Annotated in this window: 26 protein-coding genes; 17 read left to right on the top strand and 9 right to left on the bottom strand. The window is 72.2% G+C overall.

The genetic code is table 11. The features are described 5' to 3' along the window. The first annotated feature begins 1 nt into the window (after position 1). From ACZ619_RS26940 to ACZ619_RS26920, 5 genes are all read left to right on the top strand, one after another. Positions 2 to 1,453 (top strand): NtaA/DmoA family FMN-dependent monooxygenase, encoded by a 1,452-nt coding sequence (locus ACZ619_RS26940; protein WP_469603887.1) that lies wholly within the window; start codon positions 2 to 4, stop codon positions 1,451 to 1,453. Between the two features lie 68 nt (positions 1,454 to 1,521). Next, a complete protein-coding gene (locus ACZ619_RS26935; RefSeq protein ID WP_469603883.1) occupies positions 1,522 to 2,847 on the top strand; it encodes a sugar ABC transporter substrate-binding protein in 1,326 nt (441 codons plus the stop codon). Positions 2,848 to 2,850: 3 nt separating this feature from the next. Beyond that, a complete protein-coding gene (locus tag ACZ619_RS26930) occupies positions 2,851 to 4,461 on the top strand; it encodes a sugar ABC transporter ATP-binding protein (RefSeq protein ID WP_469603880.1) in 1,611 nt (536 codons plus the stop codon). Further along, complete coding sequence (locus tag ACZ619_RS26925) at positions 4,458 to 5,492, top strand: ABC transporter permease (RefSeq protein ID WP_469603877.1); 1,035 nt, start codon at positions 4,458 to 4,460, stop codon at positions 5,490 to 5,492. The genes ACZ619_RS26930 and ACZ619_RS26925 overlap by 4 nt, the downstream gene beginning before the upstream one ends. A 58-nt stretch (positions 5,493 to 5,550) precedes the next feature. Beyond that, complete coding sequence (locus ACZ619_RS26920; protein WP_469603874.1) at positions 5,551 to 6,036, top strand: flavin reductase family protein; 486 nt, start codon at positions 5,551 to 5,553, stop codon at positions 6,034 to 6,036. 70 nt (positions 6,037 to 6,106) lie between these two features. Here the strand turns inward: ACZ619_RS26920 and ACZ619_RS26915 are convergent, their stop codons facing one another. Beyond that, positions 6,107 to 7,486 (bottom strand): hypothetical protein, encoded by a 1,380-nt coding sequence (locus ACZ619_RS26915; RefSeq protein WP_469603871.1) that lies wholly within the window; start codon positions 7,484 to 7,486, stop codon positions 6,107 to 6,109. 51 nt (positions 7,487 to 7,537) lie between these two features. Next, positions 7,538 to 8,116, bottom strand: a complete 579-nt coding sequence (locus tag ACZ619_RS26910) for a TetR/AcrR family transcriptional regulator (RefSeq protein WP_469603869.1) — start codon at positions 8,114 to 8,116, stop codon at positions 7,538 to 7,540. A gap of 574 nt (positions 8,117 to 8,690) precedes the next feature. Here ACZ619_RS26910 and ACZ619_RS26905 point away from each other — a divergent pair. Next, positions 8,691 to 9,692 (top strand): MDR family NADP-dependent oxidoreductase, encoded by a 1,002-nt coding sequence (locus tag ACZ619_RS26905; RefSeq protein ID WP_469603867.1) that lies wholly within the window; start codon positions 8,691 to 8,693, stop codon positions 9,690 to 9,692. Between the two features lie 82 nt (positions 9,693 to 9,774). Then, positions 9,775 to 10,245 carry a MerR family transcriptional regulator gene (locus tag ACZ619_RS26900; protein WP_469603864.1) on the top strand — a complete coding sequence of 157 codons (471 nt, stop codon included), beginning with the start codon at positions 9,775 to 9,777 and terminating at the stop codon, positions 10,243 to 10,245. Positions 10,246 to 10,276: 31 nt separating this feature from the next. On the opposite strand, the gene ACZ619_RS26895 is transcribed toward ACZ619_RS26900, so the two are convergent. Beyond that, entirely contained in the window at positions 10,277 to 10,447 is a 171-nt protein-coding gene (locus tag ACZ619_RS26895) for a hypothetical protein (protein ID WP_469603862.1), read from the bottom strand. A gap of 654 nt (positions 10,448 to 11,101) precedes the next feature. Here ACZ619_RS26895 and ACZ619_RS26890 point away from each other — a divergent pair. From ACZ619_RS26890 to ACZ619_RS26860, 7 genes are read left to right on the top strand one after another with little or no spacing between them, the layout of a single operon-like run. Beyond that, a complete protein-coding gene (locus ACZ619_RS26890) occupies positions 11,102 to 12,652 on the top strand; it encodes an ABC transporter substrate-binding protein (RefSeq protein WP_469603860.1) in 1,551 nt (516 codons plus the stop codon). 7 nt (positions 12,653 to 12,659) lie between these two features. After that, entirely contained in the window at positions 12,660 to 13,610 is a 951-nt protein-coding gene (locus ACZ619_RS26885; RefSeq protein ID WP_469603857.1) for an ABC transporter permease, read from the top strand. Further along, positions 13,607 to 14,488 carry an ABC transporter permease gene (locus tag ACZ619_RS26880; protein ID WP_469603854.1) on the top strand — a complete coding sequence of 294 codons (882 nt, stop codon included), beginning with the start codon at positions 13,607 to 13,609 and terminating at the stop codon, positions 14,486 to 14,488. The genes ACZ619_RS26885 and ACZ619_RS26880 overlap by 4 nt, the downstream gene beginning before the upstream one ends. Beyond that, complete coding sequence (locus ACZ619_RS26875; protein ID WP_469603851.1) at positions 14,485 to 15,273, top strand: ATP-binding cassette domain-containing protein; 789 nt, start codon at positions 14,485 to 14,487, stop codon at positions 15,271 to 15,273. Before ACZ619_RS26880 ends, ACZ619_RS26875 begins: the two co-directional genes overlap by 4 nt. Continuing rightward, entirely contained in the window at positions 15,270 to 16,046 is a 777-nt protein-coding gene (locus ACZ619_RS26870) for an ABC transporter ATP-binding protein (protein WP_469603848.1), read from the top strand. The genes ACZ619_RS26875 and ACZ619_RS26870 overlap by 4 nt, the downstream gene beginning before the upstream one ends. Before the next feature lie 16 nt (positions 16,047 to 16,062). After that, positions 16,063 to 17,409, top strand: coding sequence for an LLM class flavin-dependent oxidoreductase (locus tag ACZ619_RS26865; protein WP_469603845.1), 1,347 nt, complete (start codon positions 16,063 to 16,065; stop codon positions 17,407 to 17,409). After that, on the top strand, positions 17,406 to 18,746 hold the full coding sequence (locus tag ACZ619_RS26860; protein ID WP_469603842.1) for an LLM class flavin-dependent oxidoreductase: 1,341 nt from the start codon (positions 17,406 to 17,408) through the stop codon (positions 18,744 to 18,746). The genes ACZ619_RS26865 and ACZ619_RS26860 overlap by 4 nt, the downstream gene beginning before the upstream one ends. Positions 18,747 to 19,140: 394 nt before the next feature. Here the strand turns inward: ACZ619_RS26860 and ACZ619_RS26855 are convergent, their stop codons facing one another. The 3 genes from ACZ619_RS26855 to ACZ619_RS26845 all read right to left on the bottom strand — a co-directional run bounded on the left by ACZ619_RS26855 (position 19,141) and on the right by ACZ619_RS26845 (position 22,465). Further along, positions 19,141 to 20,394 carry a glycosyltransferase gene (locus ACZ619_RS26855; RefSeq protein WP_469603839.1) on the bottom strand — a complete coding sequence of 418 codons (1,254 nt, stop codon included), beginning with the start codon at positions 20,392 to 20,394 and terminating at the stop codon, positions 19,141 to 19,143. 206 nt (positions 20,395 to 20,600) lie between these two features. Then, on the bottom strand, positions 20,601 to 21,302 hold the full coding sequence (locus tag ACZ619_RS26850; protein ID WP_469603837.1) for a GNAT family N-acetyltransferase: 702 nt from the start codon (positions 21,300 to 21,302) through the stop codon (positions 20,601 to 20,603). A gap of 197 nt (positions 21,303 to 21,499) precedes the next feature. After that, positions 21,500 to 22,465, bottom strand: coding sequence for a helix-turn-helix transcriptional regulator (locus ACZ619_RS26845; protein WP_469603834.1), 966 nt, complete (start codon positions 22,463 to 22,465; stop codon positions 21,500 to 21,502). Between the two features lie 93 nt (positions 22,466 to 22,558). Here ACZ619_RS26845 and ACZ619_RS26840 point away from each other — a divergent pair, with 93 nt between their 5' ends. Further along, the gene (locus ACZ619_RS26840) at positions 22,559 to 22,924 is read left to right on the top strand and encodes a VOC family protein (protein ID WP_469603831.1); all 366 of its coding nucleotides are present in this window, start codon (positions 22,559 to 22,561) and stop codon (positions 22,922 to 22,924) included. Positions 22,925 to 22,969: 45 nt separating this feature from the next. Next, the gene (locus tag ACZ619_RS26835) at positions 22,970 to 23,170 is read left to right on the top strand and encodes a hypothetical protein (protein ID WP_469603829.1); all 201 of its coding nucleotides are present in this window, start codon (positions 22,970 to 22,972) and stop codon (positions 23,168 to 23,170) included. Positions 23,171 to 23,212: 42 nt separating this feature from the next. On the opposite strand, the gene ACZ619_RS26830 is transcribed toward ACZ619_RS26835, so the two are convergent. The 3 genes from ACZ619_RS26830 to ACZ619_RS26820 all read right to left on the bottom strand — a co-directional run bounded on the left by ACZ619_RS26830 (position 23,213) and on the right by ACZ619_RS26820 (position 25,614). Beyond that, complete coding sequence (locus ACZ619_RS26830; protein WP_469603828.1) at positions 23,213 to 23,767, bottom strand: DUF4760 domain-containing protein; 555 nt, start codon at positions 23,765 to 23,767, stop codon at positions 23,213 to 23,215. 255 nt (positions 23,768 to 24,022) lie between these two features. Further along, a complete protein-coding gene (locus ACZ619_RS26825; protein WP_469603826.1) occupies positions 24,023 to 24,661 on the bottom strand; it encodes a carbonic anhydrase in 639 nt (212 codons plus the stop codon). A 29-nt stretch (positions 24,662 to 24,690) separates the two neighbouring features. Beyond that, entirely contained in the window at positions 24,691 to 25,614 is a 924-nt protein-coding gene (locus ACZ619_RS26820; RefSeq protein WP_469603823.1) for a LysR family transcriptional regulator, read from the bottom strand. Positions 25,615 to 25,762: 148 nt separating this feature from the next. Between ACZ619_RS26820 and ACZ619_RS26815 the strand changes: the two genes are divergently transcribed. Beyond that, positions 25,763 to 26,734: a PDR/VanB family oxidoreductase gene (locus ACZ619_RS26815; RefSeq protein ID WP_469603820.1), complete on the top strand. Its 972-nt coding sequence runs from the start codon at positions 25,763 to 25,765 to the stop codon at positions 26,732 to 26,734. Positions 26,735 to 26,746 lie beyond the last annotated feature (12 nt).

Here is a 26,746-nt window from a genome sequence, read left to right as displayed (position 1 = left end):
CATGACCACTGACCCGAGCACCCACGCGCCGCACACCGACGCCCCGCACCCCACCCGACGCCCCCTGTCGCTCAGCCTGTTCACCATGGCGACGCCCGCCCACATCTACCCCGGCCTGTGGCGCCACCCCGAGGACCGGCAGGCCGACCACGGCTCGCTGCGACGCTGGACCGAACTGGCCCGGCTCGCCGAGAGCGGCGGCTTCGACGCCCTGTTCCTCGCCGACATCCTGGGCCTGTACGCCGACTACCGGGGCGGCTGGGACGCCTACGTCGAGAAGGGCTTCCAGATCCCCACCCTCGACCCGGCCGCCCTCGCCGCCTCCCTGCTCGCCGCCACCGAACGCCTGGGCCTGGTGTTCACCTCGTCCACCCTCCAGCAGGAACCGTTCGCCTTCGCCCGCACCATGTCCACCCTCGACCAGCTCTCCGGCGGCCGGGTGGGCTGGAACATCGTCACCAGCGCCGTGGAGAACGCCGCCCACAACCTCGGCCTCGACCGCCTCCCCGAACACGACCGTCGCTACGCCCTGGCGGAGGAGTACATCGAGGTCCTCTACAAGCTGTGGGAGGGATCATGGCGTGACGGCGCGGTCACCGCGGACCGGACCACCGGCCGCTACGCCGACCCGGCCGCCGTACGCAAGATCCACCACCACGGGTCCCGGCACCGGGTGACCGGGCCGCACCTGGTCGCGCCCACACCCCAGCGCACACCCGTGCTGTTCCAGGCCGGCGCCTCCCCGGCCGGCCGCGCCTTCGCCGCCCGCCACGCCGAGTTCCAGTTCCTGGTGGCGCCGCACCCGCGGGCCGCCGCCGAGGTCACGGCCGACGTCCGGGCCCGGGCGGTGGCGGCCGGCCGCCGGGCCGAGGACATCGGCTTCTTCCAGGCCCTCGGCGTCGTCGTCGCCGCGACCGAGGAGGAGGCGAGGCGACGCGAGGCCGAACTCGACGCACACCTGGACACCGACGGACTGCTCGCCCACATGAGCGGCATGCTCGGCGTCGACCTCGGCGGCCACACACCCGACGAACCCGTCACCGAACTGCTCAGACACGGCGAGGGAACCCGCTCCATCGTGGACTGGGCGCTGGCGGCCGTGCCCCCGGGCCGTGCGGCGACCGTCGCCGACCTCGTCCTGCTCAACAGCCGCGCCACCCGTGTGGTGGGCACCCCGGAACGGATCGCGGACGAGTTCGCGCGCTGGCGGGAGGCCGGCGTCGACGGCATCAACCTGTTCACCCTCCTCAGCCCCTCCTCGGTGCGGGACTTCATCGACCACGCCGTCCCCGAACTGCGCCGGCGCGGCCTCGTACGGCGCGTCGACCTCCCGCCGGGGACGACCCTGCGCGAGGCGCTGGGCCGCCCGGCCCGCCTCCCGCGACGCCACCCCGCCGCGGCCCACCGGGAGTCCCCCGCGTACGAGCCGGCCCGGCCCTCCGGCACCCGCTGAACGCCCTCCCAGGACCCGAACCGACCGAACGACGCGCGCCGAACCGGCGCGCGCACGAAAGGAACACCATGACCGGCACCCGCCCCCGCACGATCGACGGCGTCCTCGAGCGCCTGGACACCCACGGCGTCAGCCGTCGCAACTTCCTCAGACTCGCCTCGGCCTCCGCCGCGGCGATCGGCGCCGGCGGCCTCCTGGCGGCCTGCGACGACACCGCCACCGGTGCCTCGGGCAACAGCGCCACCTTCGTCAAGGACGGAAAGCTCGCCGTCCTGCTCTACAGCTCGGCCAACACCTACAACGCCGACTTCGGCAAGGCGTTCGTCGCCGCCGCCGAACAGCTCGGCCACAAGGCGGTGGCCCTCGACGGCAAGGGCGACGCCCAGACCCAGTTCGGGCAGCTCACCCAGGTCCTGAACCAGGGCTACTCCGGCTTCATGATCAACACCATCGAGACGATCAACGCGTCCACCCTCTACGCGTCCGCCAAGCGGGCCAACGCCCCCTACGTGGACATCTACTCGACCACCGCCTGGCAGACCCCCTGGGAGCTGGGCGACCTGTACTCGACCTACATCCAGCCCGACTACCCCGGCATCTCCGCCCAGTTGCTCGACGTGCTCGCCGAGAAGGCCGGCGAGGACGCCACCTTCGTACGGACCGGGGGAGTGCAGGGCGGCACCAGCGACGCCCTGTTCTCAGCGGGCACCAAGACCGGACTGGCCCGCAACCCCGGCCTGCGCCAACTGGGCTTCGCCAACAGCAACTACGTGCCCGAGGACCAGCAGAAGAAGATCGCCGCCCTTCTCTCCCGCTACCCGCAGGCCCAGGCCGTGGTCACCGGCGAGGCGGTCTCCGCCGCCGCGGCCGTGGCGGCGATCCGCGCCGCAGGCAAGACCCCCGGCAAGGACATCCACGTCCTGACCACCGACGCGGCCGACCCCGTCTCCCAGCTGGTCCAGGAGGGTTCCGTGCTCGCCGCCGGAGCACAGCCCTCCGCGCTGCTCGCCTTCGCCTCCGTGGCCCGGCTCCACGACCGCCTGAACGGCTGGACCCCCGACCCGGCCGAGCGGATGCTCTGGGTGGAGAACGCCCTCGTCGACAGCTCCAACGTCGCCGCCTACCGCAAGCGCTACGTCGACGCCGACTTCACCGACCAGTTCAACGCCAAGCTGCTGTCCCGCGTGGAGAGCCCCGACACCTGGGACGCCCAGGCCCGCTACTACCCGGTGGAGGACCTCTCCGCCCTGTGGCCCAACACCAAGCGGCCCTCCGGCTACAAGGAGCCCAAGGAGTTCACCGCCGGCACCAAGGGCGGCTTCGCGGACGTCAAGAAGCTCTACCAGAAGCACTACGCCACCGACGTGCTCGCCGACGCCGCCCCGAAGGCCTGAACCGTGACCGGCACCGAACCCGCCCCGCCCGCCCGGCTCTCGGCCGACACGATCACCAAGCGCTTCGGCAGACGCCCCGTGCTCCGGGACGTCTCCCTCCAGCTGCGCACCGGCGAGGTGCTCGGCCTCGTGGGAGAGAACGGCGCGGGCAAGAGCACCCTGCTCAACCTGCTCAGCGGCACGCTGCGCCCGGACGCGGGCACCCTCAGCACCCACGGCACGCCCTACCGTCCGGCCTCCTACCGCGACGCGGTCGACGCGGGCGTGTTCCGGGTGTTCCAGGACTCCGCCCTCCTGCCCAACCTCTCCGTCCGCGACAACCTGCTCTTCGGCTGGGAGACCCGGCTGCCCGGCGGCACCCGCGCCCGTGCCGCCTGGGTGGAGGAGACGCTGGGCCGCTTCGCACTCGACGGCGTCGACCCCCGTACGACCGTCGACCGGCTGAGCCCCGGACTGCGCCAGGCCGTCGAGATCGCCCGGGCGCTCGGGCTCGCCGAACTCCTGGACGTACCCGACCCGGTCGTCCTCCTCGACGAACCCACCACCGCGCTCGACGCCCGCCACGAGGAGAACCTGCTGCACCTCCTCGACGACCTCCGCGCCCGCGGCAGCGTCGTCCTGGTCACCCACCGCCTCCAGGAGATCCTCACCACCTGCGACCGCGTCGCGGTCCTCAAGGACGGCGCGCTCACCGGGATCGTCGACACGGACGCCACCGACGAACACCAGCTGCACCGCATGATGGTGGGCAGGACCCGGGAGACGGACTACTACCTCGAATCCCGCCAGCGCCCCCACCGGACCCCGGCCGCCCCCGCCGACCCCGACACCACGGCCACCCCGCGGCTGACCGTGTCGGTCCCGGACCGCGGGATCGACTTCGAAGTCCACGCGGGCGAGGTCTACGCCCTGGTCGGTGTCGAAGGCAGCGGCAAGAGCGAGATCGGACTCGCCGTGGCCGGCGACCGCGACCGCTCCGTCTCCGTGGCCGTCGACGGCACACCGGTCCCACCGGGACTGCCCGAGGCCGTCCGGCAGGGCATCGCCTACGTGCCCTCCGACCGCACGGAACGCGGACTCGTCATGAGCGCCTCGATCCGGGACAACCTCCAGCTGCCCTCCCTGCGGGACCGGCTCGCCGGCCCCGCGGGCTGGTGGCGCAGACGCGACGCCGACCGCCTCGCCACCGACCTCGTCGCGGAACTGGGCGTGGTGTGCCGCTCGGTGCACCAGCCCGTCAGCGAACTGTCCGGCGGCAACCAGCAGAAGATCCTGCTGGGCAAGTGGCTGGTCCGCCGGCCCCCCGTCGTCGTCCTCGACTCGCCCACCCAGGGAGTGGACACCGGATCCCGCGAGGCCATCTACCGGCTCGTCCGCGAGGCGACCGACCGGGGCACCGCCGTGCTGCTCATCGGCGAGGACCTCACCGAATGCGTGGGGCTGGCGGACCGGGTCGGCGTCGTCCGCCAGGGACGCCTCGTCACCGAGGTCCCCGCACCCCCCGGAGCCAAACCCGCGCAGTCGGACCTCGTACGCCACATGCTGCCCGGCGCCGAGGCAACCGCCCCTCCCGCACCCCCGCTTCCGGCCGAACCACTGGAGCCCCAGCCGTGACCACCCCGTCCGCCGACGTCAACAAGGCCGACAGCGCCCGGACCACACCCGACGCACCGCCCCCGGAACCCGCCAGGGCTCCGCTCACGGCGGCCGGCATCAGAGCCCGTCGGTTCGTCCCCCTCACCGCGCCCGCCGTACTGATCGTCGTCTTCAGCCTGTCGTCATCCGTCTTCCTCTCCACCCCCAACCTGCTCCTGATGGGCAGCCAGATCGGCATGCTCCTGCTGCCCGCGGCGGGGCTCACCTTCATCGTGCTCACCGGAAGCTTCGACCTGTCGGTGGGAGCCGTCTTCCTGCTGTCCGGAGCGGTCCTCGCCACACTCTGCGCGGGCGGCACGAACCCCTGGACCGCGGCCCTCCTCGCGCTGGGCATCGGACTCCTGGCAGGACTCGTCAACGGACTGCTGTTCGTCTACGGCCGGGTCCCCTCGTTCGTCGTGACGCTCGGCACGCTCTCCGTGTGGACCGGCCTCGCGCTGATCGTGATCGGCAACGGCGCCGTCGGCTTCAACGCGCCCGCGCTCCTCGACCTCGTCAACGCCCAGTCGATCCCCGGCCTCCCGAACCCCCTGCTCATCGCGCTCCTCGTCTGGGGAGTCCTCGTCGCGGTGCTGCGCCGCACCCGGTTCGGCCTGTACGTCTACGCCATCGGCGGGAACGAGCAGGTGGCACGGCTGTCCGGCATCCGCGCCAACCGGATCAAGATCACGGTCTTCGCCGTCGCCGGCGTCGCCACCGGCCTCGGGGGCGTACTGACCGGCACACAGCTCCAGGGCGCGGGCTCCACCCTGGGGGCCTCGGTCATGCTCGACGCCGTGGCCGCGCTCGCCGTCGGCGGCACCGCGCTGTCCGGAGGCCGCGGCGGAGTCGAACGCACCCTGCTCGGCGTGGTCACCCTCATCGTCCTGTCCAACGGACTCAACCTCCTGGGCGTGACCGACTACACCCAGACCCTGGTCAAGGGCGTCGTCGTCATCGTCGCCACCGTGTTCACCATGACCCGCAACCGGACAGCCGTCATCAAGTAGACCCACGGATCTCACGAACCGGCCCGCCCCACCACCCGCTAAGGATGCCAGCACCGCCATGACCGACCTCAGCACCGGCCCGGCCGCCGAACTGCTGCGCCGCACCATGCGCCGCCACCCCTCCGGGGTCACGGTGGTTACCGTCCCCGGCCCCGCCGGGTTCACGGCGACCTCCTTCACCTCGGTCTCCCTCGAACCGGCCCTCGTCTCCTTCTACCTCGCCGACACCGCCTCGACCGCCGGACCGGTCCGCACCGCCGAGGCGTTCGCCGTCCATCTGCTCGGCGCGCACCAGGAACACCTCGCGCGGGGATTCGCCCGCAGCGGCGCGGACCGCTTCGCGGGTGTCGACTGGGAGCCGGGGGCCCACGGTGTGCCGCTGCTGACCGCCGCACCCGCCTGGCTCACCGCCCGCCCGGTCGAGCGGCACACGATAGGCGACCACCTGCTGGTCGTCGGCGAGGTACTGGACGCCGGCGGCCTGGCGACCGACGCGCCACTCGTCTACCACGACGGAGGCTTCGGCACCTTCAACCGCCACTGAGGATGCCGTCACGCACCCGGCGGGCACACGTGTCCGCACACCGTGTTCCCCCGGCGGGGCACACCGGTGATCAGTTCGTCGCAGGCCGGACGGCCTGCCGGTCCGCCGCCCGGTGGGTCGGGAGACCGACGACGAGACGACCGGGTCGGCTCCCGGCGCCGGCCGCCGGGGTGTCGGCGTGTCCGGCGGAGCCCAGGACGACGTTCTCCGGGTAGAGCCGGCCGAGCAGCGCCAGCACGACGAGGTCGTCCTGACCGCCGGCGTCCACCACGGCTTCGCCGTTCGGCGCCCACACGAGACCGGACGCGCGCAGGGCGGACCACAGGTCGGCGCTCGGGGCCCCTGTGGCGGTCCCGGCGTCCGCGGTGGGGGACTGGCGGTGCGCGAATCGGTGCCCGCGCAGGGCCTGGCCGAGGTCGACCTGGACGGTGGTGCCGTCCTGGGTCACGGCGATGCGGGCCGTACGCACCCCGCCGACGGCCGCCGAGGCGACGACACGGCCGACGGGCCGGCCCCGCGCCGCGGTGGCGGAGGGCAGTTCCCCGACGGGCGTGCGAGGGGCGGCGTAGTAGTCGCTCACCTCGCTGACGTAGGTGGCGGCTTGGCGGACGGCGGGGTCGGCGCGCCAGGCCAGCAGGTGGCGGGGCGCGGTGAGGGGCGAGGCGTCGACGACGGCGGGCAGGGCGGTGCCGCCGTCCGCGTCGAAGCCGTATCCGTCGAAGCCGTATCCGTCCGGGCCGTGCCCGTCGGAGTCCTGCCCGTCGGGGTTGCGTCCGTCGGGGCCGGAGGCGCCCGTGACCACGTGGCGGGCGAAGCCGACGATGCTGGTGTGCCGTATCCGGCGGATGAGGAGCTCGGTGAGGAAGCGGTCACGGGCGGACTCGGTGTGCCGCAGCCCCTCGGGGGTGACCAGGAGCGGTACGTCCTGCCAGTTGGTGAAGGGCAGGAGGGCGTCGCGGAGCAGGACCATCTGGTGCAGCCACTCGTTGTAGAGCTGCATCGTGACGGGTCCGCCGCGTCGGCGCAGGAGCAGGTCGGCCGCGGCGGGGGTGAGCAGATGGCCGTAGCAGTGGCTGCGGACGATCAGCGGGCCGGCGGGGAACGGGACCGGTTCGCTCAGCATCCGGTCCAGGGCCGCGGTCGCCCAGGAGGCCAGCCGCGCCCCGATGCTCTCAGCCTGTGCCCCCAGTTCGCGGGCTGCCGTGGCGCTGTCGGGACCGAGTGCCAGCGGGAGCGAGGTCTCCCGTGTGCCGAGGCCGAGCGTCGCGTGGATCTGTTCCCGGAGCACCTGGCTGTCCGCGCTCGTCAGGGTGTTGTCGTCGATGACGCCCTGGAGCAGGGGCAGTGTGCCGGTGAAGAACTCCCGGGCGGTCATGGTGCCCGCCTCGGGGAAGGCGTTCCACCGGCTGCCGCCGAGGGCCGGCGCGGTCTGGGGGTGGGCGTGGGACACGGGTCCTCCTACTTTCTGGATCGTGCGTTACAGATTCCGGGCATGAAAAAATCAGTCGAGCGCGGTCAGGGCGACCTCCACGAGGGGTTCGAGGGCGCGGGCGTCCGGGGTGATCTTCGAGGTGACGAGGAGCCCGTTGAGGAAGGTGACGAGGAAGGCGGCCAGGGTGCGCGGGTCGTGCCGTGCGGAGATCTCGCCGCGGTCCGCCGCCGCGCGCAGCAGGTCGGTGAGCGCGTCCTGGTTGGCGCCGAGGACGTCCCGTACGGTGCGGCGGGTCGGCTGGTCCTCCGGCAGCCGCTCGACGGCGGCGTTCACCAGCAGGCAGCCCCGGCCGCCCTGTGCGACGGCGATCCGAATCCGTTCGACCAGCAGCGCCCGGACCGCGGTACGGATGTCCGCGCCCTCTTCGGGGGTGCGCAGCGCGGCGGCCGCGAAGGTCGAGCGGTAGTGCTCCAGCGCGGCCCGGTACAGGCCGTCCTTGTCGCCGAACGCGGCGTACAGGGACCCCTGTCCGATCCCGAGATGCCGGGTCAGGTCCCGCACCGAGGTCGCCTCGTACCCGCGCGCCCAGAACAACTCCATCGCACGGCTCACGGCCGCGTCCGTGTCGAACTCCCGGGTTCTTGCCATGGATGCACCCTAACCTTTCTGGATCGTCCGTTCAAGAAAGGGGAGGTGTGTCGGGCCGGACATCCTGCGCAGGCGCCGGATCACGGCACGGCCCGCGCGTACGGCGACGAAGATGCGACGAAGATGCGACGAAGATGCGACGACGAGGTGTCGGCGAGGCGACGGCGAGGAGGCGATGGCGAAGAGGCGACGGCGAGCCGATGACCGGGCGGCTCCGGGGCACCGGAACCTGACCGGGACCCCGCCCCCGCCGGTTCGGGACCCCGCCTTCATCCGGGACCTTGCCCTCGCCCGGGATGCAGCAGTCCTGTTCGCGGCAACTCGGCGGCGGGGCGATGCCGTTCGCGGGCGGTCGGGTGTGCTCGGGTTTGCTGCCGGACGGGGTCTGCGGTTCCGTCGCCGGTCGCCCGGAGGCCATGTCGCGGCCGAGCTCGGACGCCGCCCAACCGGTGCCCCCGCCGGGCGACGCGCGTGACCTCGGGACCGATCCGCGGCGTCTTCGTCGCGGCGTGCCGGGCATCCGGCCGAACCGAGGCTTGCCCCTGACCCAAGGGGCAGGGTCTAGCGTCCGGTCATGACCGCGACTCATCGTCTTGTCCGTCTGGTCCGCCGTCCCGCCGGACTGCCCGCCCCGGACGACTTCGCCCTGGTGACGGCCCCCGTCCCCCGTCCCGAGGCCGGCCAGGTGCTCGTCCGCAACACGCACTTCCTCGTCTTCCCCGGCCTGCGCACCCTCATGGGGGGCGAGGCCCGCGATGTACCACTGCCGCCGCTGCACCCCGGCGACACCCTGTTCGGCCCCGCGATCGGTGAGGTGGTCGACGGGCCGCTGGAGAAGGGCCGGCCGGTGCTGCACCTTCAGGGCTGGCGGGACTACGCGACACCCGCAGCCGACGAGTGCAGACCGCTCGACGGCACCCTGCCCGACCCGGTGGCCCACCTCTGCCAGGGGTCCGCGGCCTACGGCGCGTTGACCCGGGCGGCCGAGGTGCGAAAGGGCGACACCGTGTTCGTGACCGGTGCCGCCGGTGCCGTGGGCACGATGGCGGGGCAGATCGCCCGGCTGCTGGGCGCCGCCCGGGTGATCGGCAGCACCGGCTCGCCGGACAAGGCCCGGCGGCTGGAGCGGGAACTCGGCTACGACGCCGTCGTACTGCGCGGAGCGGCCCCCTTCGGCGGGCACCTCGCCGCGGTGGCGCCGGACGGGGTCGACGTCGTCCTGGACACCGTGGGCGGTGAACAGCTGACGGCCGCCGTCCAGACGGCGAACCGGGGCGCCCGGCTGGCCCTGGTGGGCGCGTTGGACGGTCAGCTCTCCCCGGACCGGGCGGGCGGCAGCGCGCCGACCGTGATCGACACCTATCGTCTGTTGACCAGGGGCGTCACGATCTCCGGCTACACCGGCGTGGACCACCCGGAGGTCGAGGCGGAATGGGAGACCCGCTTCGGCACGTGGCTGCGCGCGGGCGACATCCGTTTCCCGTACACCCCCGTCCGTGGAATGGAGCACGCCCCGGAGGCGTTGCCCGCACTGATCGCCGGCCGCTCCTTCGGGGCGTCGATCGTGGAGCTGTAGCACCGGACGGGACTGGACGGGACCGGATGGGATCGGATGAGATCGGACGGGACCGGACGAGGCAGGACGGGACGGAGCGGACATGCGGATCGGCGAGGCAGCGGCGGCGGCCGGAACCACACCGCGCGCCCTGCGCCTGTACGAGTCGCGCGGCCTGCTGCGACCTCTGCCGCGCACCCCGTCCGGTCAACGGGAGTACGGCTCCGCCGACGTGGCCCGGGTCCGCGTCATCCGCGGCCTCCTGGCTCTGGGCCTCACGCTGGAGGACATCCGTCGCCGCGCCCACCGCCTGGACCTCCTGGCCCAGGAGGGGCCGCCGGCACCCTGTGGCACCGGTCCCGGTGGGTTCAGCGAGGTCGTGGCCGATCGCCTGGCGGCCCTGGACGCCGAGATCGCGCGCCTCACCCGGCTGCGGCAGAACCTCGCCGCCGCCGCGGGCGGCCCGCAGTGCGACCGGGGCGGCACGCCGTCACCCGCCGCCGGCGGCTCCGGACCCGGGCTCGAGCACACACGGACGGTGGAACCGATGCCCGCCCGCCTGCTGGAAGACTGACCCGTGCCGCCCGGTCGGGGCCACCTGCTGCTCAGCCGGCCGGGCCGCCGACCAGGACCGACCAGCCGCCGTCGGTGACGCGTTCGGTCACCGGCCCGGGCCGCGGCGCGGCGGCGGTCCTGGACCCGCTGCGGCGCTGGATCCACGCCAACTCCCAGGAGATCGCGGCGCGTTCGGAGAGGTGAGCGGGCCGAAACGGCACGCGGCCGGTTGACTCCTGGGCGTCCCGTGCCGGTTCGGCCCGGCCGGGACGCGGGGGCCCGGTCATGCCGGCCCGTGGAACGCGCTCACCGTAGATCGCCCGTTCTTCCGGCGTCAAGGCGGTCCCGGAAGCGGGGAAGCGGGCCGAACCGCCTGGCAGTTGACGGAACGCGGGGGCACGACGAGTCGGCGCGACGCTCCCGTCTCGCCCGCTGGGACGCATGGTGGACGCAACGAACCCGGGTGTGCTTACATCCGGCCATGGAGACCACTGGCCCGGCACACACGGTGCTGCTCGACCCCTTCTGGGTGAGCCGCCGCGCCGACCAGTTCGACCAGGTCTGTTGCTGACCGCCGTCCGACGGCTCACGACCTCGCTCGCCCTCTTCCCGCCCGTCTTCTCTCCCCGCCTGCCCTCGTCCGGCTAGCCCCTGTCCAGGGCGGGTGGTGAGCACACCCGACCAGGACTCCGTGACGCCGCGGGCACGCACCCGACGCGTCCCGGAGCGGCGGACCCCAGCCGGAGCCACGCCGGTCCGGTGCGGTTGTCGGCCCGCATCGAAGGCACCCACGTCCTGATCACCGCCCTCGGCCCCGTCCCGAGAGCAGCCGCCGTACGTAATCCACCGCACGCGCCCGAGGAGCCCGATCCGCCATGCGCCGCAGCACCGCACTCAGACTCGCCGCAACCGCAGCCCTCGCCGGCCTGGCCACGACCGCCTGCGGCACCGGCGCCACCGACGACCCGGCGAACGCCGGACAGACCAGCCAGGCGACCCAGGCCGCCGACATCGACACCGGCGCCACCGTCGACGTACGCCTCGTCCTGGAACCCACCAGCCTCGACATCGCCGACACCGCGGGCGCGGCCCTGGACCAGATCCTGCTCGACAACATCTACCAGGGCCTGCTCACCCGCGACGAGGACAACAAGGTCGAGCCGAGTCTCGCGACGTCCTTCGAACAGTCGACGGACGGGCTCACCTACACCTTCCACCTCGCGAAGAACGCCACCTTCCACGACGGGAGCAAGGTCACCGCGGCCGACGCCGTCTGGTCGCTGCGGCAGGTCACCGCGGCCGGCTCGAAGAACCCCGACGCGGCGGCGCTCGCCTCCGTGAAGAACGTCTCCGCCGGCGACGACCACACGGTCGTCGTCACGCTCAAGCACCGCGACACCGGCTTCACCTGGGGACTGACCGGCCGGGCCGGCATCGTCTTCAAGAAGGGCACCGACTTCGCCTCGCTCGCCGGCAAGGAGAACGGCACCGGGCCGTTCAGACTGGGCAACTGGAAGCGCGGCTCGTCGGTCACCTTCGTCCGCGACGACGCCTACTGGGGCAAGAAGGCCAAGGTCGCCAAGGTCGTCTTCCACTACATCAAGGACGACAACGCGGCCAACAACGCCCAGCAGACCGGCCAGACCGACATCGAGACCGCCGCCGACGCCACCCTGCTCCAGCCGTTCTCCGACACGGCCAAGTACACCGTGCTGCGCGGCGACACCACCGACAAGTTCACGCTCGCGTTCAACAACGCCTCCGGCCCCACCAAGGACGTCCGGGTGCGCCGGGCGATCCGCCGGGCCATCGACAACGTCGGCCTCATCAAGACCCTCGGCGGCGCGGCCGAGCCGGTCGGCGGCCCCGTCCCGGCCACCGACCCCGGCTACGAGGACCTCACCGCCGTCGACGCCTACGACCCCGCGAGCGCCAAGAAGCTCCTGAAGCAGGCCGGTCACGGCAGCGGCCTCAAGCTCACCGTGCAGATCCCCAACATCTATCCGGCGGAGATCGGCGACTACCTGGCCTCCCAGCTCAAGGAGGCGGGCATCCGACTCACCGTCCGGCAGGTCGAGTTCCAGACCTGGCTCGACTCCGTCTACACCAAGCACGACTACCAGCTCAGCCTCGTCGACCACGCCGAGGCCCGCGACCTGAACAACTTCGCCAACCCCGCCTATTACTTCGGCTACGACAACGCGAACGTCCAGAAGTGGTACGCCGCCGCCCAGACGGCCACCGACGACGCCGAGCGCGACACCCTGCTGAAGAAGGCCGCCCGGCAGGTCTCCGAAGACGCCGCCGCCGACTGGCTGTTCGTCAGCCAGACCCTCACCGTCGTCCGCACCGGAGTCACCGGCGTGCCGCGCAACTTCACCAGCAACCGCTACGACCTCGCGGACCTCGCCGTGGCGAAGAAGTGAGGACCGCGTGACCCTCTACGTCGTACGCCGGGCCGCACTCCTCGTGGTGTCCCTGTTCGCCGCCAGCGTGCTGGTCTTCCTGGTGCTGCGGCTCCTGCCCGGTGACATCGCCCAGACCATCGGCGGCATCAAGGCCACCCCGGCCCAGGTCGCGGCCGTACGCCACGACCTGGGCCTGGACCGGCCCCTCGCCGCCCAGTACGGCGACTGGATCGGCGGCGTGGTCACCGGCGACTTCGGGCGCTCGGTCCTGGACGGCACATCGGTCTCGGGGCAGCTCGCCGAGAAGTTCGCCGTGACCGGACCGCTCGCCGCGGGCGCCGTCGTCCTCGCGCTCGCCTTCGCCGTCCCCCTCGGCATCCTCGCCGCCGTGCGCCGCGACTCACGGCTCGGGAGCGCGGTCAACGCCCTCGGGCAGCTCGGCATCGCGCTGCCCACGCTGTGGGTCGGGCTGCTGCTCGTCGTGCTCCTCGCCGTCCAGCTCCGCTGGCTGCCCGCCCAGGGCTTCCCCGTGGACGGCTGGGCCGAGCCGGGGCAGGCACTGCGCAGCCTGGTGCTGCCCTGGCTGACCCTGGCCCTGTCCGAGGGCGCCGTCCTGCTGCGGTTCGTACGGTCCGCCGTCCTCGACGTCCTGCACCAGGACTGGCTGCGCACCGCCCGCGCCAAGGGCCACACCCGCACCGCCGCACTGGTACGGCACGGGCTGCGCAACGCCGCCGTCCCCGTGGTGTCGGTGCTCGGCCTCCAACTCGCCGCGCTGGTAGCGGGCGCGGTCGTCGTGGAGCAGGTCTTCGTCCTGCCCGGCGTCGGCCAGATGCTGGTCACGGACGTCGGCAACCGCGACCTGGACAAGGTGCAGGGCGAGATCCTGCTGCTCACCGGCGCGGTGCTGGTCATCGGGTTCCTCGTCGACCTCGCCCACCGGCTGATCGATCCCGGACTGCGGAGCGCGGCATGAGGGCCGCCCCCGTCCTGCGGGCGCTGCTGCGCAGCCGCAGCGGCCTCGCCGGGACCGTCCTCGTCGGCCTCCTCGTCCTGTCCGCCCTGGTCTCCCTGGTCTGGACACCGTACGACCCCACCCTCGCGCGGCCGCAGGACGGCTGGCTGTTGCCGTTCTCCGGCGGGCACGTCCTCGGCACCGACCGGCTGGGCCGCGACGAGCTGAGCCAACTGCTGGCCGGCGCCCGCGCCACCCTGCTCACCGCCGTCCTCGCGGCCACCGTCGCCGCCGCCGTGGGGCTCGGCCTGGCACTGACGGCGGTGCTGGTGCCCCGCTGGATCGGCGCGGTCGTCGTCCAGTTCACCGACGTGCTCATCGCCTTCCCCGTGCTGCTGATCGCGATGATCCTCACCGCGGTCCACGGCGGCTCCACGTGGACCGTGGTCGGCGCCGTCGGCCTCGGCGCGGGCGTCAACCTCGCCCGGGTCGCCCGCGCCGAGGCCGGGCGGGTGCTGAACACCGACTACGTGCTGGCCGCCCACGCCGCGGGCTCCGGCACCTGGCGTACCGTCCGCAAGCACCTGCTGCCGAACATCGCACCCACCCTCGTGGTGCAGCTCTCGCTCGTGCTCGCCGTGGCGGTGCTCGCCGAGGCTGCCCTGTCCTTTCTCGGGTTCGGAGCGCCGGCACCCGCGGTCTCCTGGGGACGCATGCTCCACGAACAGCAGCAGTACATCGCCGCCCGTCCGCTCCTCGTCATCTGGCCCGGGCTCGCCGTCGCCGCCTCCGTGCTCGGGTTCAACCTGCTCGGCGACGGACTGCGCGAGGCCGCCGACGCACGCCTGCGGGTCCGGGAGACGGACGGCCCGCACCCGCGGACCGGGGAGGTGTCATGAGTCTGCTGACGGTCAGCGGCCTGAGCGTACGGATCGGCGGTGCCACCGTCGTCGACGACGTCGGCTTCGCGCTCGCCCCAGGCGAACGGCTCGCGCTGATCGGCGAGTCCGGTTCCGGCAAGTCGCTCACCGCGCTCGCCGTGATGGGACTGCTGCCCGACGGCGCACGGGCCACCGGCAGCGTCCGCCTGGGCCGGCAGGAACTGCTCGCCCTGGGCGACCGGGACCTGTCCCGGCTGCGCGGCGAGCGCATGGCCATGGTCTTCCAGGAACCCATGAGCGCCCTCAACCCCCTGATGCGCATCGGCAGACAGCTCTCCGAACCGCTGCGGCTGCACCGTGGCCTGAACCGGCGCCGGGCCGCTGCCGCCGCCGTCGAACTCGCCGCCCGGGTGGGCCTGCCGGACCCGGAGCACATCGTCCGCTCCTGGCCCCACCAGCTCTCCGGCGGACAGCGCCAGCGCGTCGGCCTGGCCATGGCCCTCGCCACCCGCCCCGCGCTCCTGATCGCCGACGAACCCACCACCGCCCTCGACGTCACCGTTCAGGCCGACATGCTCGCCCTCCTGGACGAACTCGTCCGCGAGCACGGCACCGCACTGCTGTTCATCAGCCACGACCTCGCCGTCGTCACGCGGCTGTGCCCGCGGGCCGCCGTGCTCAAGGACGGACGACTCGTGGAGGAGGGCGCCACCGACACCCTCGTACGGCGCCCTCGGCACCCCTACACCCAGCGGCTGGTGGCGGCCGCCCGCGCCACCGGATCCGAGGAGGTCACCCGATGACCGAGCTGCTGAAGGGCACCGGCCTCAGCCGCAGCTTCCGGCTGCCGCGCACCTCGCTGCTCGCCCCGGCCGTCCACCGCCACGCCGTCCGGGACGTGTCACTGGAACTGCGCGAAGGCCGCAGCCTCGCCATCGTGGGGGAGTCCGGCTCCGGCAAGTCCACCCTGGCCCGGCTGCTGCTCGCCCTGGACCGGCCCGACTCCGGGACGGTGCACTACCGGGGGCGCGAGGTGAGGCCGGGCCGGCTGCCCTGGTTCCGGCGCGAGGTCCAGGTCGTGCTCCAGGACCCGATGGGCTCCCTCGACCCGCGCGCCACCGTCCGCGACATCGTCGCCGAGCCGCTGGAGTGCCTGCGGCTGCCCGGTGACCACGACGACCGGGTGGACGAACTGCTGCGCGCGGTCGGCCTCGACCCGTCGGTGCGCGGGCGCTACCCGCACGAGTTCTCCGGCGGACAGCGCCAGCGCGTCGCCCTGGCCCGCGCCCTCGCCCCCGGTCCGAAGGTCCTGGTCGGCGACGAACCGCTCAGCGCCCTCGACGTGTCCGTACGCGCGCAGATCCTCGCCCTCTTCAACGACCTCGCCGAGGCCTACGGACTGACGCTGCTGCTCGTCTCGCACGACATCGGCGTCGTACGGCGGCTGTGTACCGACGTGCTGGTGATGAAGGACGGCCACGCCGTCGAACAGGGCCCGGCCGCCTCCGTGCTGGCCGATCCCCGACACCCCTACACACGCCGCCTGCTGGCCGCCGTACCCCGGCTGCCCGCATGACCCGGAGGACCACCGCATGACCTCGCACCCCGAACGCAGGCTCACTCTGGGAGCCCTCGTCCACGGCTCCGGCGGGCACATCGCCGGCTGGCGGCATCCGGACGCCCGCCCCGACGGACAGCTCGACTTCGCCTTCCACGCCGACCTCGCCCGCACCCTCGAACGCGGCCGGTTCGACGCGCTGTTCGTCCCCGACGTCGTCTCCGTCCGGGGCCACCAGCTCGACTCGCTGTCCCGCACCGGCCGCGCCGAGCACTTCGAGCCGCTGACCCTGCTGGCCGCGCTGTCCCTGGTGACCGAGCACATCGGACTGGCGGCGACGGCGACCACGACCTACAACCACCCCTTCCACATCGCCCGCAAGTTCGCCTCCCTGGACCACATCTCCGGCGGCCGCGCGGCCTGGAACGTGGTCACCTCCGCCGTACCGCCGGAGGCGGCGAACTTCGGCCACGACCACCACCTCGAACACGAGCTGCGCTACCGCCGCGCCGACGAGTTCGTCCAGGTCGTCAAGGCGCTCTGGGACAGCTACGACGACACCGCGGTCGTACGGGACAAGGCGGCCGGCCGCTACTACGACCCGGCCGGACTGCACACCCCCCACCACCGTGGCGAGCACTTCGCCGTGCGCGGCCCCCTGAACATCTCCCGGCCGCCCCAGGGGCATCCGGTGGTCTTCCAGGCCGGATCCTCCGAGACCGGAAGGGAGTTCGCCGCCCGGCACGGCGAGGTCGTCTTCACCAGCCGGCACGAACTGGGCGCGGCGCAGGCCTTCTACGCGGACATCAAGGCACGCGCGGCCGCCCGCGGCCGCGGCCCCGCCGAGATCCTGGTCTGGCCGCGACTCTCCCCGCTGGTCGCCGCCACCGAGACGGAGGCACGGCGGCGGCTCGCGGAACTCCAGGACCTCATCCACGACGACGTCGCCCGCCGCCTGGTCCAGGACAGCATCGGCGACCTGGACCTGAGCGGCCACCCGGTGGACGGACCGCTGCCGGACATTCCCGAGACCAACCGCAGCAAGTCGCGCCGGGACCTGCTGCTGAAGCAGGCCCACGACGAGAAGCTGACGATTCGTCAACTCGCGCACCGGTTCGCCGCCGCCTCCGCCGTCGCCGGCACACCCGAACAGATCGCCGACCACATCGAGACCTGGTTCCGCGCCCACGCGGCCGACGGCTTCACCGTCTCCTTCCCCTATCTGCCCGGCCCCGCGGGGGACTTCGTCGACCAGGTCGTACCCCTGCTCCAGCGGCGCGGGCTGCTGCGCACCGAGTACGAGGGCGCCACCCTGCGCGAGAACCTCGGACTGCCACGCCCCGCCGCCCGCGTACGCCACCTCCAGGAGACCGGACGATGAGCCGCCGTACCGGCCGAAGCCGTGACGACCGACTCCACCTCAACGCCTTCCTCAAGCCGCCGGGGGAGTACCTGGCCGCCTGGCGGCACCCGGACACCGCCGCCGACGCGGGCGTGAACATCAAGGAGGTGCTCTCCTTCGCCCGGACCGCCGAACGGGCCGCGTTCGACGCGGTGTTCCTCGCCGACCTCGTCGGCGTCCCGTTCGCGAGCGAGGACGTGCTCAGCCGGGTCAGCGTCGTCAACGACTCCTTCGAACCGACCACCCTGCTCGCCGCGCTCGCCGCCGGCACCTCCCGGATCGGCCTCATCGCCACCGCCTCGACCAGCTACAACGAGCCCTATCACGTGGCCCGCACCTTCGCCTCCCTGGACCACATCTCCGGTGGCCGGGCCGGCTGGAACGTGGTGACCTCCCTCAACGACGCAGAGGCCCGGAACTTCGGCCTCGACAGCCATCTCGGCCACGCCACCCGCTACGAGCGCGCCGAGGAGTTCCACGACGTCGTGACGGGTCTGTGGGACTCCTTCGAGGACGACGCCTTCCGCCACGACCAGGCCGACGGCGTCTACTTCGACCCGGCCAAGCTCCACGCCCTGAACCACGAGGGCAGGCACCTCCAGGTGGCCGGACCCCTCAACATCGCCCGGCCTCCGCAGGGTCACCCGGTCATCGTCCAGGCCGGCGCCTCCGAGGCGGGCAAGAACCTTGCGGCCCGGGTCGCGGACGTCATCTTCTCCGGCATCAAGGACCTCGGCCGGGCCCAGGAGTTCTACGCGGAGATCAAGGAGCGCGCCGCCGCCCACGGCCGCGACCCGGGCCACCTCAAGGTCCTCCCGGCCCTGTCCGTGATCACCGCCCCCACCGCCGCCGAGGCCGAGGCGAAACGGGCCCGGCTCACCGAACTGCTGCCCCCGCAGGTGGCCCTGGCCGACCTCTCCTACTGGCTCGGCGGCTTCGACCTCGGCGCCCACCCGCTCGACGGTCCGCTGCCCGAACTGCCACTCTCCAACCAGTCCCGCACCGCCCAGCAGCAGATCTACGAGGACGCCCGCCGCGACAACCTCACCATCCGCGATCTCGTCCGGCGTATCTCCGACGACGACCGCACCCTGACCGGCACCCCCGCGCAGATCGCCGACCACATCGAGGAGTGGTTCCACGGCCGGGCCGCCGACGGCTTCAACGTGGTCTTCCCCTATCTGCCGGGCACCCTCGACGACTTCGCCGACCTGGTCGTCCCGGAACTGCGCCGCCGCGGCCTGTTCCGCACCCACTACACGGGCACCACCCTGCGCGAGCACCTGGGGCTGCCCCGACCGCCCCGAAGCGGGTGACGCCCGGGGGAGAAGCCGACAGGTGAGCACGGACCCCGGGGCCTCCCCGGATCCCGGACGCCGAGACCGGGCAGCCCTGCACCCGTCGTCATGGAAGTGACGCGTTTCTCCGGGACGGGAGCGGTCTGCTCCCGCCACGGGGCCCAGGCTGTGCCGGTGACCAGTGCCGATGCCGCCAGCAGAGCCCGCCACCGAGGGCGGCCGGCCCTGCTGGCCCTTGTCACACTCCGCGGCCGAGCCGCCCCGCGCGAGGAGTCACAGGGGCAGCGGTAACTACCGCGCCGCACACCTGCCGCCCCCGAACCGGCACGCCGCCGAAGCCACGGCCGTGTCCTGAACGAACGTGCGGGGCTTACGCGGCTCACCGGCGGCAGCTGGTCCGAGGCCGCCTCGCTCAGCACACGCCGGGCCAAGCCGCCGACGACCGCGCCGAGTTCCGTCCGACCGGGCCGAGCAGCAACCGGGCGGCCACCGCCAGCCCGTCCGGACGGATCGTGCCGGCCACGGCGGCCGCTCGCGCCCGGGTCCCGGGACTCAGCGCCGTCCCGAGCGCGTCCGACAGGGATGCGACGGTCGGCACCGGACCGTCGTGTGCCGCGCCGATGCCCAACTCCGCGACCCGGCCCGCCCAGTACGGCTGATCCGCCAGCTGGGGGACCACGACCTGGGGCACACCGGCCCGGGCGGCCGTCGTCGTCGTACCCGCGCCGCCGTGGTGCACGACGGCGGCCACCCGGCCGAACAGCACCTGATGGTTGACCTCGCCGACGGCCAAGCAGTCCTTCAGGCCGTCGACCGGCGCCAGGTCCGCCCAGCCGCGTCCGACGACGACACGGCGGCCCTGTGCGCGGACCGCCTCGACGGCCACCTGGGCGACGTCCGCCGAGGCGTGCATCGGCATGCTGCCGAAGCCCACGTGGACCGGCGGGTCGCCGGCGTCCAGGAACGCCACCAGCTCCGCGGGGAGCGGGCGTTCGTCGGGCAGGAGCCACGCGCCGGTCTGTACGACGTCGAGGCCGGGACTCTCCTGCCACGGATCCAGGACCGGGTCCGTCGCCAGCCAGGGCCGGCCGCCGATGACGTAGTCGCGGACGTGCTCCACCGGGGGCAGACCGGCCGCCGCACGGTTCGTGTTGAGCGCCCCGCCGAACAGCGTGTCGACGCTCCGGGCGTCCAGCTCCCACAGCTCCCGGTTGTCGCTCACCTCAGGAGGGAACGACCGCCCCGGATACGCCAGCGGCCGGCGGTGCGGGGCCGGGAGGGTGAGCTGCTGGAACGTCACGGACACGGACCGGATGCCCAGCAGCTCCGCCACCGAGAGCGCACCGGCCGCGGCCGGCATCATCCCGGTCGCCACCAGCACGTCGCACCCCTTGGCCGCCGCGGGGAGCGCCTCGAACTGCCCGGCGATCACCTCGGCCGCACGCTGCGGCAGACCCGACGCCGGCGGCGCCTCCTTCGTCCACGCCCGCGCGGACCGGCTCACAGGCACCAGCGGTACGCCCACACCGCCCAACCGCCGCGCGAAGTCCTCGTCCGGCGGCGCGCACACCCGCACCCGCGCACCGAGTTCCCGCAGCCGCACCGCGAGTCCCACCAGCGGTTCGACGTCCCCGCGCGACCCGTACGTCGACAACAGCACACGCACTGTGCGCCCCCCGTTTCCGTGGCTACCGGCTCAGACCGGCGATTCTGCGCCACACCACGGTCCTTGCCGCAAGCCCCCCGGTGCGCTATACGTTGAGCACGGCAAGGAGCGCGAGACCTCCTTGCCTTTGTCTTGTGCCGTCAGTCTTCTGCCGTCCGCCTTGTGCCGTCCGCTGGACGGACGCCTCGTCGCGCGGCAGCGGCGCGTCACGGTGTGCGGAATCCACGGAACGTCACCTGTTTCCGGCCTACGAAGCCGAGCCCTTCATACAGCGCGATCGCGCCCGTGTTCGCCTCGGCCACGTGCAGGAAAGGGCGCTCGCCGCGTGCCAGCACACGCGCGCCGATCGCGCTGACGAGACGGGTGGCGTGGCCCTGCCCGCGTGCTTCGGGCGCGGTGCAGACGGCGCTGATCTCGGTCCAGCCCGGGGGCCGGAGCCGTTCGCCCGCCATGGCCACCAGCCTTCCGTCGACGCGGATGCCGAGGTAGGTGCCGAGTTCGTGGGTGCGCGGCCAGAACGGCCCGGGCCGGGTCCGCTCGACGAGTTCGAGGATCGCGGGCACGTCGGCCGCGCCCAGTTCGACCACGTCGGCGTCGAGCGCGGTTCGCGCCTGGTCCGCGGGTCCATCCGAGGGCCAGACCATCTGCCGGCCTTCGAGGACGAAGACCGGCTCCCAGTCCCGAGGCGGGTTCGCCGGGCAGCTGAACATGTCGGCGAACCCGCCCGGGCCGAGCAGCCGGGCGAGGTCGGCCCAGTCCGCCGCATCGGGATCGGCGGGCACCGCCGAGAAGGTGGCGACCCGCGGGTGGTAGGTGGCGGCCCGGCCGGCTCGGCGGGACAGGGCGGCATGGTGCCCGCGCAGTGACTCGCCCACCGGCTCGTCCAGGGCGGCTGTACCGACGCTCATCATGCTGCTGTGCCTCTCGTACCGTCGTGGTGATGGGCCTGTCCCCGGCCGGGGCAGCGGCACACGCTCGGACAGGACTCCGACGAGCGTAAACCGCTGGACCGGCGGTGTGATCGCCAGCATGTCCCGGTCCGGCGCGCGGGGGAGGGCGCCGGGCATCGAGCGGTGTCTCCGTCGTGGTCGCCGGCTGTCGCGGGTCAGGACGTCGGTGACGGCGCATAGTGGTGGGCAAGACGGGTGGCGAGGTCGCGGAGGTGGGCCCTGGCTTCGGTGGGGCCGTGCACGGTGACGGCGCTCCCGAACGGCAGTAGTGCCCGCACGTCCTCCAGGTGCAGGAAGCGGATCGTCACCTTGTGGCCGGTGGCGGATCCTTCGTGATCGTCCCGGGCGAGTCGCAGGCCGAAGATCCGTTGCGCTCGCTCGATCTGGGTCTGGTCGATGGTGGCGCTGACCTCTATCGCGTGGTTGTGTTCCCACCGCTCAATGAGTGCTGCGGCGACGGTGGCCAGGGTCTGGTTCTCGCGGATCCGTCGCGGTTGGTCGACTTCGTTCCACGCCGTGATCCGTTCGAGTCGGTACATCCGTGGCACCCGGGCACGGTCGGCGACGAGGTACCAGACGCCGGCCTTGGCGAACAGTCCGTAGGGATCCACGACCAGGTCGCGTGGGCGTGACTCGCGTGTGCTGTCGTACTCGATCCGCAGCCGGCGACCTCGCCGCACCGCGCCGATCAGCGAAGCCGCAGTCGTGCCGGAAACTCGTGGCTGATGCCAGGGACGGCTGTCCACGTGCACCACGTCGGTGAGCGGCAGGAGTTCATCTACTCGACGTGGCCGTGCAGCGGCGATCTTGGAGAACGCGCGCCGGCTTTCGGCCGATGCGTCGAGCTCCTCACGCTGCTTCTCATCCAGCCCGGTGAGCGCCAGATGGTCCCGCTCGCCCGGTGTGAGGCGCGTGAGGTCGATTCCGGATCCGGGCAGCATGGTCACGCCGCCGAGGCGGCCCCGCTGTGCGGTCACCGGCAGACCGGCGTCGCGGAGCCAGTTCAGGTCTCGGGTGATGGTTCGAAGGGACACCCCGAGCGCTGAGGCGAGTTCCTGCGTGGTCACGGCATCCCTCGATTCGAGGAGCAGCATCAGGGTGAAGAAGCGGTCCGGGGTCACGCGCCAATTTTTTCCAGGAATCGCGACACGATGCGGCGCATATCCCGGCCAGGCTCATGGATGCGCACCGACCACCCGTGAGAGGGAACAGCCATGACCACATCCGTCGTGTCCATCGTCTACGTGAACGACGCTCCCGCCGCAGCCCGGTTCTACGGCGACCTCCTCGGCAGGAGCCCCTCGTTCGAGACTCCGGGATACATCACCTTCGACCTGGGGCCGGGCGCCGACCTCGGTCTGTGGTCCGGTCAGTTCGAGGATCTGTCACCGGACGTCCCGCGCACCAGTGAGGTGTGCCTGGCCATCGGCGGTGGACCCGACGAGCTCAACGCCATCTTTGAGCAGTGGAGGTCCAAGGGGGTCACGATCCTGCGCGAGCCTCATGACGCGGGGTTCGGGCTGACCTTCCTCGCAGCCGATCCTGACGGGAACCGTATCCGCGTCGCACCGCAGGACTGAAGGGCCGCGATGCGGCAGGCGCGCACGTCAGGTGTCGCGCCTGCCGTGCACTGGTTCCCCGTCCCCGTCCCCGTCCCCGCTGCCCTGCCCGAACCCGACGTCAGCCTGTTCTGGCACGCCTGGCACGCCTGGCACGCCTGGCACGCCTGGCTCGACGCCGACCCGGCACACCGCTGGCTGCGCGACACCGTCCTCGGTACGCCCTGCCGACGCGCCGGCCGTCGCGCCGCTTCGGTGTCGGTCTGAGGGGCCGGTGCGGCTTCTGCGGCCGGGGCCGGGAGAGTTGTCCTACACGGCCGGGTCGCCGCTCGTGGGAAGGCTGCCGTTTCCTCCGGTCGGAGGAAGGAGCCTGCGGGGTGTCATGTGGTTCGCGAGCCACTCCAGGTTTCCCCAGAGGCGAGGTTCACCGTGTTCCTGTCGCTGCACCTCGGCCCAGGGCCGGTAGTTGTTCCAGGCGGAGATGATGAGGCCGCCCCATGCGTCATCGATCAGCTTTCGGTCGAAAGCGTCTGACCGCGTGCCTACGCCGAGGAGGTTGAAGGTCGTGAGGTAGGACGTGATGAGTTTTGTCGCTCGCTCGTCGCCCGATATCGAGTGGCTGATCAGCGTCTCGATGGCCGCGTGATCGCGTTCCTGGGGCAAGCCCTCGTCGAACAGTGATTTTCGCTGGTTCAGGCTGTCCGCGAAGAATTCCATGGTTGCCTGTTTACGGCGTCTGTCGTGATCTTGTTCGGTGCTGCGAGCCAGCATCAAGAGCTGCCATGCCAGGGCGACGAAGCCGACAACACCCATGCCCAAGGAGCCGAACGAGGCTGCCAGGGACCACTCCTCAAAAGCCGTCATGGGCGGATATTCTATGGAAAGCACCTGGTCGGTAGGGGGCCTTCCGGCAGTCCCGTTTCGGCGCCGAGCCGGGCGGGTGCGAGCCTTCAGGCCCGGGTGCGGTGGCCTTTCGAGCCGCCCGCGTCGGCGGTGGAGCCCATGGTGGTTTGTCTCGCGGCCGGGAGGGTCGGTGCGCCCGGTCGGATGGCCGTCGTCGCCACTCGTCTGCCACCTCGTGCCCGACCTCGGCGGCCGACCCCTGCCGGTCGTCGGCGGTCAGGCCGGCTGCGGTGGCAGGTCCAGGCCGCGGGAGGTGACCAGCCGGGCGCTTCCCTCGGCCAGGCGGTAGGACAGGCCCACGACGGCGGTGCGTCCGGAATCCACCTGGTCCGCCAGTTCCCGGGAGCGGTCCATGAGGAGGTCGACGGTGTGCCGGACGTGCGTGTCGATGAACTCGTCGTCCTTGTGCGCGCCCGCGGCGTGAGCGGCCAGCACGCTGGGGGTCACCCGCTCTATGACGTCGCGCAGGTACCCGCGGGCGGTCGTACCGTCCGCCACCGCGGCGCGGGTCGCCGCCACGGCTCCGCAGGCGTCGTGGCCGAGCACCACGACCAGCGGGCATCCCAGCACGCTCACTCCGTATTCGACGCTGCCGAGGACCTCGGGTCCCACCACATGTCCGGCGGTGCGGACGACGAACAGGTCTCCCAGCCCCTGGTCGAAGATGATCTCGGCGGCCAGCCGGGAGTCGGAGCATCCGAACAGCACGGCGAAGGGGCGCTGGGCGGAGGCGAGGCCGGCGCGGCGGGCGGCGTCCTGGTTGGGGTGCCGGGGCGTGCCGGCGGAGAAACGGCGGTTGCCGGTCAGAAGCAGGTCGAACGCTTCGCGCGGGGCGGACGGAACGGTGTCACTCATGACCGTAGGCTACGGTCCGCCGTCCGCCGTCAGGAGCCATGGGGCACCTGGCCCAGTTCGGTCCGTGCCAGGGAGAGGAACCGGGACACGGACTCGGGAAGTTCGCGTTCCTTCGGCCAGACGAGTTCCATCGTCAGGGTGCGCCGGCCTTCCGACAGCGGGCGCAGGGAGATCGGACACCCCGAGCCGGTGCTGTTGGTGCCCTTGGCGCTGACCGCCACACCCAGCCCCGCCGACACCTGGGCCAGCACGGCCTGGTGCTGGCTGACGGTCCGGATGTCGGGCCGGACGCCCGCGTGCTCGGCGAGTTCGGACAGCACCAGATTGCCGAGCCCGGGGAAACGGGCGGAAACCGGTGGGGTGAAGATCGGGTACATCGCCAGCTCCGCCCACGACACCGACTTGGCCCAGGTCTCCTGCGGGGGCAGGACCGCGACCAGATCGATCAGGCCCAGCGGCTCCATGTGCACGCAGGCACGGTTGAGCTGGGCGGTCAGCTCATGGTTGGACGTGGTCATCAGCGCCGCGTCCACCGTCCCCTGCTCCAGGCCCGCTATCGCCTCGTCGGGACGCAGGTCGAGGATCTGGATGTCGACCGAGGGAGCCACCTGCCGGTAGGCGGCCAGTACCTTCGGCAGCAGCGTGTGCACATAGGGCATGTACGCCACGAGACGCAGTGACCCGATCACGCCGCGGCCGTGCTGTCTGAGTTCCTCGGCCAGCCGGGCGGATTCGCGCACGATCCGCTCGCCGCGGTCCATGAGCAGCCGGCCGGCCTCGGTGGGGACCACCCCGCGGCCCGTCCGTTCGAGAAGCCTGACGCCGAGTTCCTTCTCCAGCGCGGCGACGGTGCTGCTCAGCGGCGGCTGGCTCATGTGCAGCGTCTTCGCGGCGGCCGAGAGCGAGCCGTGCCGCACGATCTCGACGAAGTATTTCATCTGGCGAATTTCCATCCACCAACTATAGGCGAACGCTATGGGGGGATACGGGTCGGCGGCAGTCGTGCCACACGGCGCAGGGGCTCGCCTAGGTTCTCGGCAGCAACGTGGATTGTCCTCGCGGCAATCGGCACCACCGATCCCGCAGTCCAAGGGAGCCCTCATGTCCCACGCCGACGAAAGGCGCGAGCCGCCGTTCGAGGTCACGGTCGACTCGATCAGAAAGGTGGCCGAAGGCGTCGTCGAACTCACCCTGGTGGACGCCTCCGGAAATCCGCTGCGCACCTGGGAACCCGGTGCTCATCTGGACCTCCGTCTGCCCAACGGACTGGTGCGCCAGTACTCGCTGGTTTCCGGTACCGAGGAATCCGGTCAGTACAGGGTCGCCGTGCTGCGCGAAACCGCCGGCCGGGGCGGGTCGGAATTCATCCACGCCGGGCTGAACACCGGAGACAAGCTCGTCTGCGACGGTCCGCGCAACAACTTCGCCTTCGCCGCCGCGAAGTCCTACCGCTTCGTCGCCGGCGGGATCGGGATCACGCCGCTGTTGCGGATGGTGGAGAGCGCCGAGCGGGCCGGCGCCACGTGGAAACTGACGTACTGCGGACGCACCAGGGCATCGATGGCCTGGGCCGACGACCTTGAAGCACGCTTCCCCGGCCGTGTCGACGTGCGCCCGGACGACGTGTTCGGGCCGCCCGACCTCGCCGCGGTGCTGGGTGACCTGGCCGCGGGCGAACTGGTCTACGCCTGCGGGCCGCACGGCCTGCTGGACGCCATCGCGGCGCACCTGGGAGAAGCGGCCGGGGGAGTGCTGCACGTCGAGCGTTTCGCCCCCGTCGGCACACGGAGCCCGACGGCGGACGGGCAGGCCTTCCGGGTCACCCTCCGGCGTTCCGGAATCGACCTGGAAGTGCCGGCCGGGAAATCGATCCTGGAAGTGATGGAGGAGCGCGGAATACCCGTGATCTCGTCCTGCCGCGAGGGAACCTGCGGAACCTGCGAGACCGCCGTCATCGCCGGCGAAGCCGATCACCGCGATTCCATTCTCTCCGACGACGAAAAAGCGGCGAACGAAACCATGATGATCTGCTGCTCTCGCGGAGTCGGGACAGGTCTGGTCATCGACGCGTGACCGAGGTAGGTG

The sequence above is a fragment of the Streptomyces sp. NPDC104367 genome, from assembly GCF_055583825.1.
The sequence above is the reverse complement of the archived record's forward strand: the minus strand, read 5'-3'. Positions and strand labels throughout refer to the sequence as shown.